The organism is Moorena bouillonii PNG, from assembly GCF_001942495.1.
Classification (GTDB): Bacteria; Cyanobacteriota; Cyanobacteriia; order Cyanobacteriales; family Coleofasciculaceae; genus Moorena; species Moorena bouillonii.
Map to the genome: position 1 here is coordinate 6868266 of NZ_MKZS01000001.1, position 18122 is coordinate 6886387.

The window sequence follows — 18122 nt, forward strand, 5'->3', positions numbered from 1 at the left end:
TGTCAGACTAGGAATTTTGGTTGTTTGGCTGGGGGTTCTCCTGCATAGTAATGGTGAAAATATATATTTTTTCCCACACTTCCCATACCATTACTATGCACCACCACCGAAAAAAGTTTATGGGGGACTTGTCGTCCCCCAAAGTCAATCCATTGAACTTCAAGACACCTGACTGGCGTGCGCCTCTAGGAAAGGAATGCCCTACTGTGGCGCGTTCAAGAAGCCGCTACTCTTAAAATAAGAATAGTAGGTGTTCAATAATTTGGAATCTACGGATGGACAGACTATATCAGTGTCAGCTAGTCCATGTATTGTATGTTTACAGTCGTATCTCGGCATTTCCGCATTTACTGGTAGTTCTTCTGAAAAAAGCGACAAAAGAGGATACAGTGCGTTTTCATTGCTATTTTCTGTTTGACAAATTAGTTTGGTTCGCCACTTTTCATAATCCATCTGTTCAATGGGGTATCCCCAAGAACGGATCATGTTGAAAGCCTCGTTTACATAGATGTCATTAGGATTGACCATGTGAAAAGCCTTTCCTAGAGATTCTTTCTGTTGTGATATATTAAAAATCGCCTTACTTACATAGTCTACAGGTACTATGTCGCTGAAAACGCCTTCAAGATTTGGCACTGCTCCTAGCTGGATACAGCCTTTAATCATTCGAGAAAATAGATCTTCTGTATTACAGAAGCCTGTTTGACTGTGTCCTGTTATTCTCCCTGGCCTGTATATACATACGGGCAATCCTCGGTCACGAGCTTCCATAACTAATTTTTCTGCTACCCATTTACTTTCAGCGTAGCCATCATCGTTGTCTGGGGTATAGTCGAGGGAGTCTGATTCAAAAATTACTTGCTTGTCAGAATAGGCAGATGAGGAGAAAACCGACATAGTAGAGATAAAATGTACCGGCTTAATTTTGGTTTGGCTAGCCAATCTCAAGACTTCGTGAGTTCCGAGAACATTAGCTGGCTTCAAAACTGAGTAAGAGTAGACAAAATTTACCCAAGCACCATTATGATAAATGACATCCATCTGACTTGCTAGATGGTTAAACTGTGACTCGTCAAGACCCAATAGTGGAGCCGACAATTCTCCTATAACTGGAATAATTCTTGAGCTTTTGGTTTCATTCCATAGGCTATACGACTCCAGGGCTCTTTGCAGTCTCTGCTTACCTTTCTCAGAAGAGGTGGCACGTACGAGACAATATATATTCCCTTGAGTTTGTTCGAGGAGTTCAGAGAGTAAATAAACTCCCAAAAAGCCTGTTGCTCCAGTCAAAAAGATATTTTTCGGCTCAGTTATATCTTCAAAAGCTACAGACTGATTCTGAATTTTGGAGTCTAAGATTACTTCAGCCCTCAAGTCCTTAACTTGATTAGTAACCTGTGTACCATCGTTTCTCTTCTCAATAGCTTGGGCCACTCCTGCTACGGTGGGTGATTCAAATAGGTCCTGTAGCTTAAGTTCTATTGAGAAAGCTGCTCGCACACGAGAGATTACTTGGATAGCTAATAGGGAATGTCCTCCCAACTCAAAGAATTTATCGTGTATACCCACCTTTTCTATACCCAACACTTCTGCCCAAATGTCTGCTAAGACCTTCTGTGTTTCCGTTTGTGGAGCCACATACTCCGTTGACAGACTACTGACGAAATCTGGTGCTGGCAATGCCTTACGGTCTACTTTGCCATTGGGAGTCAGAGGCAGTTGCGACAACACCATCAACCCCGATGGCACCATATACTCTGGTAACCGCGACTGTAGATACTCTCTCAACTGCGGTATCAGTTCCTTTCTGAACTGAGAACTCAAGGGATTATTCCCATAATTATTCCAGTTACTTGCTGCCACCGATTTTTGAGTGAGCGGTGTTAACACTATCCCTTCTTTGGCTAACTCACTGCGCACAAATACCCCATCCATCAATTCGGGACTACCTTCTGCTGACCAACACAACTCTAGAGAATACCCATTATCCGAACTCAGTTGATGTAGCCTCTCTGGGTCGATGCCATTTACTGGCTTTGACTCTAAAAACTGCCTCAACTGCTGCACATTCTGTTTTGATTCTGGCTGTGATAGCAACTCTACCAAATCTACATCATTAGCTACTCTGCCATTGACTAAACCACTAAAGCAAATTGATTCTGGCCCTTTGTCTCGCAGATAATTTTCTATCTGTTGAACACTCAGAGAAGCTCCACTTTCTACAGTCGGTGTTATTACTTTTCCTGGTTGTGCCTCTATATGCAACAGTACGCTATAGCGATATTTATTCAGTTCATTGTGTTCTGTTCCCCTCTGTAAACGGATTTGTACATGAGTTATTTCTGGATGTTTTTCTTTAAGAGCTACAAACAACTCTGGTGACACTAACAACTCTTTCTCCTCCTCCATTTGTCTGTCTATCTTTTCTAAGAGTTGTTGTCGTGACAATGAGGGAGTTGCTTGATATAGTTGCACCGAACTGTGAAAGGCTCTCATTAATGGGAAACTGCGGATATCCCCTAAGACAATCATCCCTCCTGGTTTGACTACCCTGATACTTTCTTCTATTACTTGCAACAGATACTCAACACTAGGGAAATACTGAACTATGGAACTCAGCAATACAACATCGAAACTGTTATCTGCTATATCAGCCATGTTATCCGCTCGTTTCTGTGCTAAGGAAACATCACCATATTTGTCTGGTTCCTGTTCTATTTGTTGTTTGATGTATTCTAATGAAACATTGGATATATCTGTACCATAATAGTTTTGTGTCTGGGGTGCGATTTGAAATAGCAGCATTCCTGTACCACAACCTATTTCCCACACACTCTCTGGTTTCTGGGCTAAGACTTGAGTTACTATATCCCCTGCCCAGATGCGCATTTGCTCTACTGGTATGGGTTGGTTGTCGTAACTGCTGCGCCAACCAGCAATGTTGAAAAACGGGTCAGTGAATTGTCCTAGTTCTGAATGAATTCTTTCATTAAATACTTCTTGCCAACTGTCGAGTTGATTCTCTAATAGTTCTCGGTTTTTTGATACTTGCTTGCTTCTCTGGCTATCAATTTCTTTGCTACCCCACTGACGTAATCCATAGATGTTATATATCTGCGTCTTTTCTAAGAAAGTTTCTTGCTGGATTTTTAGCTGATATCCTTGAGCTTTTAGCAACTCCTCCACTGCCGCTAATCTGCCATTTATATCATGCACTTCCACTACTATCTGTTTGATTTTCGACCAATCCTCTGATTCAATACCTTCTAGCACCTCTAACTCACTTTTTTCTACATCTATTTTGAGTAAATCTATCTGTTCCACCCCCTGCTCTCTTATTACTTCTGATAGGGTTCTTAACTGGCAATTAACTTGTTGCTGTGTTTGGAACATATAGCTACTCACTTGTTCGAGTTCTTGACTCGATAATTTGCTTTTTTCCCCAGTCTCCTTTTGTTTGTTGCTCAAGAACGTTTTCATCATTTCTTGTTCTTGGTTTTGGTCTGCGTATAGTCCAGACACTACTGAATTCTCTGGGTAATAGGTAAAGGTCTCCATTCTGGTTTGGTTTGATAGACCACATTCAAATAGCTTTACCTTTGAAATATACAGCTCTGTGTTCATTTCCAGTACTTTAAACACTGGCGGTATTGGTTCAAACGCAAATATCTCTAAATCTTTCACCTGTTGCGATGCAAACAGACTGAACATCCCAATATTTGCTCCTACATCAAAGATACAATCTCCTTCATTAATCCTTATTCCATGCTGAAAATATTCCGCATTTTCAAATATCTCTTGGTACAAAAAGTCGGTTTCATTTTGATTTAGATGAACGATTACCATGCCATTAGGTAAGTGATACTGGTAACCAGTTTTTAGTCTTCCTTCTTGTTCCCATTGCAGCAGTTGTTTTACTTGTCTACTTCCCTTATAATTCGGCACTATATACGCCACTAACTGCTGCTGTCCTACTTGATTTTCTCTGAGTGTTACTAATGTTTCTTCTACCCCTGGATGTTCTTCTATGGCAGATTCTATTTCTCCTAACTCAATCCTAAAACCCCGCATCTTTACCTGGTGGTCTATGCGACCCAAAAACTCTATATTCCCATCTGGTAAATATCGAGCTAAATCTCCTGTTTTATAAAGTTTGGATTTTTCAGTATCTTGGGATTGGTCGAAGGGGTTGGGAATAAATTTTTGTTGTGTTAATTCCTCTCGTTTTAAGTAACCTCTGGCTAAACCTGCACCTGCGATGTGTAATTCTCCTGCTACTCCAATAGGCACTGGTTGTTGATGTTGGTCTAAGATATACATTTGTATATTAGCTATGGGGCGACCTATGGGAATTATTTTCTGCTGTTTATCTGGCACACATGGCCACCAAGTCACATCGATCGCTGCTTCTGTGGGTCCATAGAGATTATGCAACTCACACCCTAGTTTCTCAAAGAATTTTTCCTGGACTTGAACTGATAAAGCTTCTCCACTACAAATGACTCGCTTGAGACTACTGCAATCTTCTAACTTATCTTCTTGTAAAAACACTTTGAGCATTGAAGGTACAAAATGGAGTGTAGTTATCTGTTCTTGAGCAATTAAGTCCCTGAGATAACCACTATCTTTGTGTCCTTCTGGTTTCGCCACCACCAAAGTTGCTCCCACTAATAATGGCCAGAAAAATTCCCATACTGAGACATCGAAACTGAATGGAGTTTTTTGCAGAATCTTATCCGATGATGTTAAGCTAAATGCATCTTGCATCCACAACAAACGATTGCAAATCCCGCCGTGGGTATTCATTGCTCCTTTAGGTTTTCCTGTGGAGCCTGAGGTATAGATAACATAAGCCAAATTCTGGTAATTGACTCCACTGAATGGATTCTCTATACTCTGTGAACTAATAGCTTCCCCATCTTGTTCCCAACAAACTAGCTGTGCCTGATGTTCTGGCATTAATTTCATCAGTGCTGGAGTTGTCAACAACACTAATACCTCTGCGTCTGCCAGCATATAAGCCAACCGTTGCGGTGGATAACTAGGGTCGATTGGCACATAAGCTCCTCCAGCTTTGAGTGTGGCTAATAAAGCAATTACCATCTCAACAGAGCGCTCGTAGCAAATTCCTACTAAAACTTCTGGTTTTACTCCTAAATGTTGTAAGTAGCGAGCGAGTTGGTTGGCTTTGCTATTCAACTCAGAATAAGTCAGCTTTTGCTCTTCAAATACTACTGCTACTGCTTCAGGGTTTTTTTCTACCTGAGCTTCAAATATCTCATGGATACATTTGTCTGTAGGGTAATCTATTTTAGTATTGTTCCACTCTACTAACAACTGCTGTCTTTCTGCTTCACTTAGCAGAGGAAGTTGTCCTACTCTCTGCTCTGGATTACTCACAATCAAGGCTAACAAATTTTCAAAATGATCAGCCATTCGGGCAATAGTATGCTCATCAAATAGGTCAGTATTGTATTTTAAAACACCAGTTACATAAGAGTCTTCTTCGACCATTTCTAGTAACAAATCGAACAGACTTTCATACTGATCCAATATAAACGGTTCTACCTTAAGCCCTCCCCAATCTACTAAAGCTTTTGTTCTGTTAGTTAACAGCTTTCTTATATCTTGAGATTGCTGTTGGATGAAGTTCTGTAGTAGAAAAGAAACTTGGAAGATGGGGGAACGGCTGGGGTCTCGCGGTGGTTGTAACCGTTCTACCAATAACACAAAGGGATAATCTTGATGAGCTAGTGCCTCAAGCACTGTGTGGCGCACTTGGGAGAGGAAGTCTGTAAAACAAGGATTCCCTGACAAATCTGCCCTCATCACCACTGAATCAACAAAGTAACCCACGATGGGGGCAAACTCTGCTTTACTTCTGCCAAAAGTGTGAGAACCCACTAAGACATCCTTTTGACCACTGTAACGAGATAGAAGCACTTGAAAAACAGCTAACAGGAGCATGTAAAGAGTTACGTCTTCTTTTTGAGCCAGTGTCTTCAGTTGCTGAGTCAGCTTTTCAGATAACTTGAAAGGGTAGCTACCACCGTTATAGGTCTGTATTGGCGGCCGTTTTCTGTCTGTGGGCAAGTTTAATACAGGTAATTCTCCAGCCAGTTTTTGTTGCCAATAGTCCCAGAGGCTTTCTCCTTCTTGACTCTCTACTAACTCCCTTTGCCAACGAACGTAATCTTGGTAAGAGTGCTTCAGTTCTGGTAGAGATGCCTCTACACCAGCACGTTGAGCTTGGTAGAGTTGTGGCAGTTCTTTGATAATCAAATTCATTGACCAGCCATCCCAAGCAATGTGGTGTATCGTTAACAATAAAACCTGCTCTTGCTCTGAGCAAGTGAAGCACCTGACCCGCATTACTGGTTCTTTTTCCAAGTCAAAGGGATGTCGATGAGCTTCTGTCACTCTTTTGTGCAGTTCATCTTCACTCCAGGTAGTAGCATCAATTTGCAAGAAGTCTAACTCTTGATTTTGATGCACCTGTAAAACTGCTTGTTCGCTGACTTTCGGAAAGGTACTCCGCAGTAGCGGATGGCGTTGCCTTAGCACTTTAAAAGTTTGCTGCCAAGTAATTATATCTGCTTGGGAGTAAATGCGAATTGCAAATGATAAATTATAATGATGACCCTGAGGTGCTAGTTGCCATAAAAACCAGATATTCTTTTGACCGTAGGACAGAGGATATACTTGCAATATATCTGGCTGTTCCTGGAGTAATTGTAAAATTTGAGTTTTGTGCTGCTTCAGTTGAGCAATAACATCGGGAGTTAATACCTCTTGGGAACCTCCCGTACGCAATTTTTCCCCATCACACCATAATTTTACCCCTTTGAGAGAGATATTTTGTAAAAATTCTACTAAGTTCATAGTTCTACCTCTATCCAATTACTATCTTTGACGTTATCTGGCTCAAGTTGCCCTTGATTATTTAATTCAATAGTTTGATTTTTATCTGTTTTAATTATCAGTTGTTGTTTAATCTCAGTTGCTAGAGCTACAATGGTGATTCCTTCCATAAATCTGGTAGCCGGAATATCCACTAGCAGCTCAGTTTGAATCTGATTTCGTAATTCCACAGCCATCAATGAGTCAAGTCCCATCATAGTTAGAGATTTTTCTAACTCTATTTGAGAGAGGTTCATACCCATAATATGAGCAATTTTGCTTTGGACATAAGAGGTCAGTAGCTTTTCTTTTTCCTTATCTTCTGAAGCTAGATTTAGCTGTTCTAGAATCTGATTGTTCTGACTCTGTTCTACCGTTTTTGTGGTAAAAGTTTCTAAAAATGGGAGCTTTCCCAATCCTGGCATCTGCCTAAAAAACTCCGACCAATTAACTGGGAATACCCCTACTTGGCTTTGAGACCCTGATAACAATGAACCTAATGCAAGCATTCCTGATTCGGGTTGAATGGCCACTACCCCGCTACTCTGCATTCGATTTTGATGTTCCTTTGCTAAACGAGCTGCCATTCCTGCTGTTGCCCATGCTCCCCAGTTAATGCTTAATCCTGGTAATCCCTGACCTCGACGATAATGGGCTACTGCATCCATAAAACCATTAGCTGCGGCATAGTTTCCTTGACCTGGTGAACCCAACATCGAAGCCATCGACGAGAAACAAACAAAGAAATCTAAGGGTAAATCTTGGGTGAGTTGATGTAAATGCCAAGTCCCTGCAACTTTTGGTGCCATCACTTTAGTAAACTGCTCCCAACTGAGGTTTTGCACTAAGCCATCATCCAATACCCCGGCTGCATGAATCACTCCTTTGAGTGGGGGTAATGATGCCTGTATCTGCTGGAAAATCTTAGCCACATCTTCTTCAATCGAGATATCTCCTAACAAAACATTGACATTGGCTCCTGCTGTTTCCAACTCCTCAATGATTTTTTGTGCAGTTTCCTTGGGAGCACGACGCCCCATTAATAGGATATTTCTCGCTCCTTGAGTTACCATCCATTGGGCTACTTCCAATCCTAAGGCTCCCAATCCTCCGGTAATCAAATAACTTCCTTCTGGTTGGATGGACTTTGGCTCACCTGTCGATTGTGGCATCTCCACCACTACCTTGCCGATATGCTTGGCTTGCTGCATATACCGGAAGGCTGCTGTTACTTCTTTACTGGGAAATACTTTATGAGGTAAGGCTTGAAGCTTTCCTCCATTCCATTGCTGGGTTAATTCCTCTGAAAGTTGGGCAATTACCTCAGGCTGTTGTGCCATTACCTCTCCGATATCAAAGGGGAAGTAATCAACATTGGGTAGTTTCTGTTGGACTTGTTGTTGGTTCCAAATGCCAATTTTGCCAATCTCTACAAACCGTCCTTGAGGAGCTAACACGGCAAAACTCTTGTCAATGAACTCTCCATTGAGGCTGTTGAGGACAATATCGACGCCTTCTCCCTGAGTCAAATTCAGAATTTCGTCGGCAAAATCTAGGGTGCGGGAGTTCATAATGTGTTTGATACCCAGGGATTTGAGAAATTCCCATTTACTCGGGCTGGCGGTAGCAAAGATCTCGGCTCCTGCCAGGTGAGCTATTTGTACTGCTGCTTGTCCTACTCCTCCTGCTGCTGCGTGTATTAACACCCGCTCTCCTGGTTTAATCTTGGCTAAGTGCTGCAACCCATAATAGGCGGTGAGGAATGTTAAGGGGAGGGTAGCTGCTTCGGTGAAACTCATCTGTTTCGGTTTCGCTATAACCAGCTCAGCAGCAGTGGTGACAAAGCTGCTGAACCCGTTAGGAACCAAAGCCATCACTTCATCTCCTACCTGCCATTGGGAGACACCCTCTCCCACTGATGTAATAACGCCTACACATTCCAATCCCAGGGTCAGTTGCTCTACACTGGTAATACTCAATACTTCGGCGTAATATTCTTGGAGTAATCCTAGAGCATTGAGTACGTCTCGGAAGTTTAAGCCAACTGCTTTGACTTGAATTTCTACTTCCATAGCTTCTGGAGAACGACGCTGCATTGGTTCCCAGTTGAGGTTGTCTATCAGTCCGTATTCCGACAACTTCAATTGCAATGGTTGATTCTTTGGTATAGGCAATTGTTGTTGTGAGGTGAGTTTGTGCTGTTGTTGTCTTACTAATCGGGGGACATAACGAACTCCTTGACGCATGGCAATCTGGTCTTCGTGATCATAAGACAACAGTTGCTCTACCAATTTGGGGATGGTTTCAGAAACAGGGGATTTGGGGTCTAAGTCAACTCGGCAACAGGTTAATTCTGGATGTTCGAGGCGAATAACTCGCCCTAGTCCCCAGAGAGAGCCCTGTTGAGGTTGCACCACTTCTTTTTGATCGAATACACTCTGAGTGCCCATCGTGACTAACCACATCGGCGGTAGGTGAGTTAGTCCAGCTTGAATTAAGGCTTGCACTAAATGCACTACTGTAGCACAACCTAGTTCTTGGGTTGTTTGTAACTCATTCACAGATTCGATTGTTTCATTGACACCCCATAAATGCACAATACCTTTAATCTCAGCATTATCTTGCAGCAGTTGTTGGAATTGCTCAGCAACAGTGGGGTTGATTTGATAATGTTGAGCATCTAATTTTTTGTACTCTGACCCTGGAGATACCCAAATACAGTTGTCTCCCTTTTGCTGTAACTCCTCTCCAATAAGCTCTGCCAATTCACTAGTGAGAGTAAATACTAACCAATTACCTGTTTGATGTTCAGGAGTAGATTCCGAAGTTGATAATAGGGGTTGGGCTTGCCAGTTGATTTGATAAAACCAATTACTCAAATCTTCATCCAGAGTCATCAGCAAGGTTTCAGGATTGGCTTTCCTCGATTCAAAACCAGTGACCTGAGCTACCAGCTGTCCTTGTTGGTCAAATAATTGTATATCGGCTTTGAATTTTTCGTCTGATTGTTGGTCTTTCGAGCCACGAGTATAGCACCAAAGCGATCCAGGCTGAGGAGGATTATAGAAAGTAAATTTCTCTACCCTAAACGGTACAAAAGTCTCATTCTTGTCGTCGGAAAGATTTACAATAAGTGCTGCAACTGACTGAAAGCACGAGTCAATCAAAGCTGGATGTAGTTGATATTTTGTTGCATCCAGCACTGTTTGGGGTACTCTCAGTTGACCAAGAACTTCTCCGTTTCCTAACCATAGCTGCTCAATCCAGCGGAAACTCTCTCCTAATTTAATTTGTCTCTCCCAGAGATACTGGTAAATTTCTGTACCCTCTATTTTTTGAGTACAACGAGCTTGAACCTCTTGAGGGGATATTAGTGATTGTTCAGTCTTGGTAGTAGCAAATTTTCCTGTAGCATGAACAGCCCAAGAACCGACTTGTTTACCATTTTTTGAAACCCCATTAGTCTGTGAGTCTAAAGAGTCGTCAAAGCTAATTACTTGAAATGTATAGGAGCTATCGCTGGGAGTCAAAGCTACTTGAACCTTTCTTACTCCTGGCTCCGGAATGGCTAGAGCTTGGGGAAAGAGAATATCTTCCAGTTGACATGCGGTTGTGGGCAAGGTTAGCGATGCTGCTGCTAACAACAGGGAAATGTGGCTGGCACCAGGAACTACTACCCGGTCATAAATACGATGGTCTGCTAAAAAGGGTAGGGTAGTGGTACTAAAGTCAGACTCGAAAAAGATTTCTTTTGATAAGGGAGATTGGAATTTTTGATTAATCAGGGGATGGAGTTTGATTGCCGAAATGGCTTTGGCATCCCAACCCTCAGCAGTTTGCACCCAATACCGTTGTCTTTGGAAGGGATAAGTTGGTAAGGAGACTTTCTGACGACTGTAATCTTGGTCAAATCCTGACCAATCTACGTTAGCTCCCTGTACATAAAACTGTCCCAAACTAGAGAGCATTTGTTGCCATTCATCTACTCCCGGACGTAATGATGGCAACCACAGACCTACCTCTTCTGCTAGGCATTGACGCCCCATCCCTAATAATATTGGTTTGGGTCCGATTTCGAGGAAGGTTTCATAGCCTTGTTGGTGTAACTGATTCATTCCTTGGGCAAATCTTACCGGTTGGCGCACATGACGAACCCAATATTGTGCGGTGGCGATGCTCTTGTCAGCTTGGGCTCCTGTGACGTTAGAGATGATGGGAATCCTAGGTTGATGGTATGTAATTTGCTGGGCTAGTGCTTCAAACTCTGCCAACATCGGTTCCATTAGTGATGAATGGAAGGCGTGGGATACTTGTAGTTGTTTAGTTTTGATTCCGGCTGATTCTAGGCTACTGACCATGGCTTTGATGGCAATAGAGTCCCCTGAAATGACTACACTTTCTGGCCCGTTGATAGCTGCTAGGGATATTTCTGGGTGGGGAGCGATTGCTTCTGTCACATAAGATTCTGAGGCCATGACTGAAACCATCTCACCACCAGCCGGTAATTTCTGCATCAAAGAGCCCCTGGCAGCAATTAGTTTCAAACCATCTTCTACACTGAATACTCCTGCAACAGTTGCAGCTACATATTCACCCACACTATGACCCATGACGATATCCGGTTTAATGCCCCAAGATTGCCACAACTGATACAGGGCATATTCCACAGCAAACACAGCCGGTTGAGTATAACCTGTTTGCTCCAAGACAGACTCCTCTGCTTCTACCGAATAGAGAACTTCCAGTAGAGGTCTGTCTAAATAGGGTTGCAAAATTTCCCCACACTGGTCTATAGCATTTCTGAAGGTTGGTTGAGTCTCATACAGTTGTTGCCCCATTCCCACATACTGAGAACCCTGACCCGTGAACAACATTGCCACTCTGGGGGATTCTCTGCCACTCGCTACTCCACTCGCTTCTTCCCCTGTACCGAAAGCCCTCAGTTTCTCTTGCAACTCCTCTGTTGTCCCTGCCACCAGACTCAATCGGTGATTGTATGACAACCTTCCCGTGTTAGCTGAGAAGCAAATATCCGCTAAGGCTTGCTCCGGATGGCTCTCTAGATGTTGAATGTAGCTCTGGGTTAGCTGGTACAATGCTTCTTCATTCTTGGCAGATAGCCCCAATACATGTAATGGTCTTTCCCACTCTATTTGAGGGTTTTCAGGTAGAGATGGCGCTTCCTCGAGCACCACATGAGCGTTCGTCCCTGTAAATCCAAAGGAACTTACTCCAGCCAATCGACGACCAGATACCTCCCATGGTTTCAGTTCCTGTGGTATCTGTAGCCAAGGCTGCCAGTCAATCTTAGGATTGGGCTGCTGCAAGTGTAGATGAGCTGGCAGAAGTCGATGTTGTAGGGATAACACCACCTTGATTAGTGCCGAGACTCCCGCCGCTGCCTCCAAATGACCAATGTTCGTCTTCACCGAAGCCATCCATAGGGGGTACTCTGGAGTACGTTCCTCTCCCAACACCGCCATGGCTGCATTTACCTCTATCGGGTCTCCCAAGGATGTTCCTGTACCATGAGCCTCCAAATAACTAATCTCACTAGGCTTGACCTGTGCTTGAGCTAGGGCTTGCTTCATCAGTCGTTGTTGCGAGAGTCCATTGGGTACCGTTAACCCACTGCTCGGTCCATCCTGATTTACTGCACTACCCCGAATCAGTGCTAATATCCGGTCTCCATCTGCCTGGGCATCACTCAAACGTTTGAGCAGTACGATACCACAGCCCTCTCCCCGTCCATAGCCATCTGCTGAGATATCAAACGTCTTACATTGCCCATCGGCGGAAATCATTCTGGCTCTGGAAGTCCCAATATAGGAGTCTGGGGTCAGATGCAGTTTCACTCCTCCCGCCAGAGCCATCTGACATTCTCCCAGTCGCAAACTGTTGCTGGCTTGATGAATTGCCACTAGAGATGAGGAGCAGGCAGTGTCAATTGTGACTGTTGGTCCAGTGAACCCAAAACTGTAAGCCAAACGACCTGCGGCACTGGAGATGTGGGTTCCTGTGCCCACATAGTTGGCTAAGGGACTCTCTGGGGACTGCTGCAAGTGCTGCTGGAGCAACTGTTCGTAGTCATGGCCATCATTGCCCACAAACACACCCACAGATGCTTCATCCCGGCGCTCTAACACCTGCCCTGCTTGCTCTAGCGCTTCCCAACTCACTTCTAACAGTAGGCGGTGTTGGGGATCCATTGCCGGTGCTTCACGAGGGGAAATCCCAAAAAAGCTGGGGTCAAATTGCTCTACATCCTCGATAAAGTGACCGTAACGAGTCAGCATCTTTCCTGGAGCATCTGGATCTGGGTCGTAGTAGGCTTCAATCTTCCACCGCTGTGCAGGAATTTCTTCCCGGGCACTGATTCCTCCTTGCAGCAACTGCCAGAATTTTTCTGGGTCCGATGCTCCTCCGGGAAACCGACAACTCATGCCAATTATGGCTATGGGTTCATTCCACTCGCTTCTTTTCTGGGGCAACTGAGTATCAGCTGCACCCCCTGAACTTAGCTGCCATACTTCTGAGATGATATAATCGCTTAGTCTTTCGATGTTGGGAAAATCAAAGGTTAAGGTTGATGGTAGATTTACTGCTAATAACTGGCCAAGTCGATTTCTTAACTCTACTGCCATCAATGAATCCATCCCCAGCTCGAAAAATCCTACTTCTGGGTCGGGTTTGTCTGTCGGTGGTAAGCCTAATACACAAGCGACTTCCTCTTGCAGTGTTTGTCGCAGCAGCTGTTTTCTTTGAGCCTCACTGACTAACAACAATTGTTGCTGTAACTGAGAGCTCCTCTCGGTTGTTGATTGCACCAGGTCTTTCACTTCTGGTGGTAGCACCTGAGCGAAGAAATTCAGCTGTGTGGGACTTAACTTTTGACTCAACACCTCCCAGTCAAAAGCTAGCACTCCTAGCTGTCCCCCTGCTCCCAACTGCTGCTCTAGTACTTGCAATCCCTGTTCTGGTTGAATCAGTTTCACTCCCATCATTGCCCATCGCTGTTTTTGGGCTGGGGACATCTGTGCTGCCATACCCACTTCTGACCATGGTCCCCAGTTGAAGCTCAACCCTGGCCAACCTAGACTACGACGATAAGCACACAAACCATCTAGAAATGCATTGGCAGCAGCATAGCTACTCTGAGCAGCACTACCTAACACACTAGCGGCTGAGGAAAAGCAGATGAAAAAGTCGAGATTCTCATCCTGAGTCAGTCGATGTAGGTTCCAACCTCCCTCCACTTTGGGACTCATCACTTTGACCAAACGCTCCCAACTTTGGTTCTCTAGCAGACCATCATCCAGTACCCCGGCAGCGTGGAGTACCCCTCGTACAGGGGGCATTGTGCTTTGCCATTCTGTCCATGCTTGTCTGAGCTGTGTCCAATTACTGACATCTATACTTGCTACCTGAATCTTGGCTCCTGCTGCCTCCAGCTCTGCTATTTTCTGCTGTTGGATTTCATTGGTGATTCCCCGCCTTCCTAGCAATACCAAGTTGCGGGCTCCCTGTTCCACCCACCGTTGGGCTATTTGTAATCCTAGGGCTCCTAATCCCCCACTGAGCACATAGCTGCTTTGTGAGTTCAGCTTGAGTGATGGTGGGATTTTTGGGTAGCGCACTAACTGAGGCCAATAGCGTTTTCCCTGACGATATGCCACCTGGAGCCCTCCTGGTTGGGTTGCCACTTCTGTGTACACCTGTTGGGCGGCTACCGTCAGCTCCTGGTTTTCTTCGAGGTCGATTAATCCCCCCCACAGTTGGGGCTGTTCCTGGGCAATGACTCGCCCCAGACCCCACAGAGGTGTCTGGCTGATCGCCACAGGGTTAGAGTCCACGGCTTGGGCTTGGCGAGTTACTACCCACAGTTTGGACTGAAATCCCGGTAGTTGGCTGATTACTTGTACCAGCTGTAGTAAGGGCTTGATACTTTGTTGCCAGTTCGTCTGCCAATCCCCATCTTCTGGCAATTCATCACTAGGCTTGTTCAAGTTCCACAAATAGATGATTCCATGAAGCGGTAGAGTCTGGTTCTCAGTCAGTTGACTCAGAACTGTTTCTAACCTTTCCTTGCTCAATTGACTGGGATCTGACTCAAGCCAATGGCATTGATGGCCCTGTTGTGTGAAATACTCAGCTAATTCTGAGGCTAAACCCTTGTTCTCAGCAAGCAACCACCATTGTCCTGGTTGTAGGCTGTCTTGGGATAGTGGGGGTTGAACTTGCCATTCAATTTGAAACAGCAGCTCTGATACAGATGCTTGAGCTACTTGTCGCTGATGTAGTTTGATTAAGGATTCTATTGCCTGTTCTGGGGTGTTCGCTTCCCAAACTGTTGGGCTAGCCTCTAGTTGTTGCAGCAGGGCTTGGGTGTTCCCTTGTTGCAATAGAGTTAATACTTCTGAAGAAGATGCTGGTTGCTTGGTTGGAAGTTGTTCTACCCAGTACCTTTGTCTTTGGAAGGGATATGTCGGTAAGGCTACTTTGTTACGAGTATAATCTCTATCAAAGGCTACCCAGTCTACTTTGACTCCCTGTACATATAACTGTCCTAAACTGGAGAGGAGCTGTTGCCATTCTGCTACTCCCGGACGCAAGGATGGCAACCACACACCAAACTCTTCTGGGAGACACTGCCGCCCCATGCCTAATAAAATTGGTTTCGGTCCGATTTCTAGGAAGATTTCATAGCCTTGTTGGTGCAAGGTCTCCATACTTTGGGCAAACCTGACTGGTTCTAACACATGATTTACCCAATAGTTGGCTGTGGCAATGCTCTTGTCGGCTCGCACTCCTGTAATATTTGATATTAGTGGAATAGTCGGTTGATGGTAGGTGATTTGATTGGCTACTGCTTCAAATTCTGCCAACATCGGTGCCATCAACGGTGAATGGAAAGCGTGAGATACCTGCAACCTTTTGGTCTTGATGCCCTCAGCTTCTAATTTGTCACAAATAGCACCAATATCTTCACTGGCTCCAGAAATCACCACACTTAATGGACCATTAATGGCCGCAATCGCTACTTTATCATGCAATGGTGCGATCGCGTCTTTAACCTGCTCCTGTGAGGCCAAAAGTGAAACCATCTCACCGCCAGACGGCAACTGCTGCATTAATTTTCCGCGATGGGCGATTAGTTTGAGACCATCCTCTAAGCTAAAAACCCCAGCTACACAAGCAGCCACATACTCGCCAACGCTATGCCCCATGACGGCATTTGGTTTAATACCCCAGGATTTCCAAAGTTGATAGAGGGCATATTCAAAGGCAAATAGGGCCGGTTGGGTATAGGCGGTTTGGTCTAAAATAGATGAAAACTGCTCTTCTACTTGAGTAGGATACAGTACCTCTATTAGGGAATGCTCCAGATCCGGGCGCAGAATTTCATTGCACTGCTCGATAGTTTGGCGGAATATGGGTTGGCTGTCGTAGAGTTGGCGTCCCATGTTGAGATATTGGGAGCCTTGACCAGTGAACAAAAAGGCTATCTTGGGCGGCTTTTTGCTTTCCACCTGAGCACTGATCAATCCAGTGGTGTCTTTATGGGCTGCCCAAGCACTGAGTTGCTCAACCAACTGCTCCCTTGAGTCAACCACAACAGCAAGGCGGTAATCGAAATGCGATCGCCCTGTATTTGCCGTAAAGCAAATATCTGCCATTGCTAGGTTGGGATTAGCCTTTAGGTGATCTTGATAACCCTGGACTAAATCTTGGAGAGCTGCTTCTGTTTTTGCTGATAGGGTTAATAAATGACAAGAACGCTCTAGTAAATTTTGACTTTTGACTTTTGACTTTTTAATTTCTAAAGGCGCTTCTTCCAACACCACATGGGCATTGGTCCCACCAAAACTAAAGGAACTAACCCCTGCCAATCTGGGTGCTTCTTGGACTGACCAAGGCTGAAGCTCAGTAGGAATTTGAATAGGAGTATTTGCAATTTTAATATAAGGGTTTAACTGGTTCAAATGGAGATGGGGTGGAATTTCACCATGTTGTAGGGACAACACCGCCTTAATTAACCCTGCAATGCCCGCAGCAGATTCTAAATGACCAATATTAGTCTTGACTGAACCAATCCAACAAGGTTGATTGGGCTGCCTATCTTCCATCAGCACTGCCTTGAGAGAATTTACCTCAATGGGGTCTCCCAAAGGGGTTCCCGTACCGTGGGTTTCTACATAACTAATCTGTGCTGGTTTAACCCCAGCATTGGCTAAGGCTTGCCGGATCACTGCTTGTTGAGAAGGACCATTGGGAGCTGTTAGTCCATTACTGTGACCATCTTGGTTAACCGCTGAACCTCTAATAATTGCCCGAATATTATCCCCATCCCGGATTGCATCTGCCAGCCGCTTCAGGACAACAACGCCACATCCTTCTCCCCTAACATAACCATCCGCAGCTTGATCAAACGTTTTGCAACGCCCATCTGCTGACATCATCTTAGCCTGGGAGCAAATAATTGTCGGCTCTGGCATAAGAATTAGGTTCACCCCTCCAACCAGGCACAGATCAGATTCCCCTGTTTTCAAACTTTGGCAGCCATAGTGAAGTGCTACTAAAGATGAGGAGCAAGCGGTATCCACAGCCAGACTTGGTCCGCGCAGATTCAGCACATAAGATAAGCGACAAGGAATAATTGATGGGTTTGTTCCAGTTCCACTGTATGCATCTAAGCCTGAAATATCTCTGGGCATAAGCACAGAGTAATCAGAGTTGCTAACACCAACAAAGACCCCGGTATGACTACCAGCTAATCGTTCTGGTGCTATTCCAGCATTTTCCAAGGCTTCCCAAGCCACTTCCAAGATCAGTCTTTGCTGGGGATCCATCTGCTTAGCTTCGCGGGAGGAAACACGAAAAAAGCTGGGTTCAAATCCATCTACTTGTTCTAATAAACCAGCACAGCGGGTATTCATTTTTCCTGGGGTAGCCGGTTCGGGTTCATAAAACGAATCAATATCCCATCGGTCTTTAGGTATCTGAGTGATCCCATCTATCCCATCATGCAGAAGTTGCCAAAACTCTTGTGGTGTTTCAGCCTGAGGAAAACGACAACCAATGCCAACAATTGCTATAGGTGTTGAGTCTGAAATCATGAATACTTACTCAATGAATGATTGAAAATACTTTAATTACGCGGTTTAAAACTACTAGTCAATACAAAGATTAAACGTTTTTTGGATTACCCAATCAAAGTGCTC

The 18122-nt window shown here is 44.5% G+C and carries 2 protein-coding genes; both read right to left on the minus strand.

All coding sequences use genetic code 11. The features are described 5' to 3' along the window. Positions 1–201: 201 nt before the first annotated feature. The gene (locus BJP37_RS42930) at positions 202–6882 is read right to left on the minus strand and encodes a non-ribosomal peptide synthetase (protein ID WP_081431359.1); all 6681 of its coding nucleotides are present in this window, start codon (positions 6880–6882) and stop codon (positions 202–204) included. Further along, positions 6879–18017 carry a type I polyketide synthase gene (locus tag BJP37_RS42935; protein ID WP_075903736.1) on the minus strand — a complete coding sequence of 3713 codons (11139 nt, stop codon included), beginning with the start codon at positions 18015–18017 and terminating at the stop codon, positions 6879–6881. Before BJP37_RS42935 ends, BJP37_RS42930 begins: the two co-directional genes overlap by 4 nt. Positions 18018–18122 lie beyond the last annotated feature (105 nt).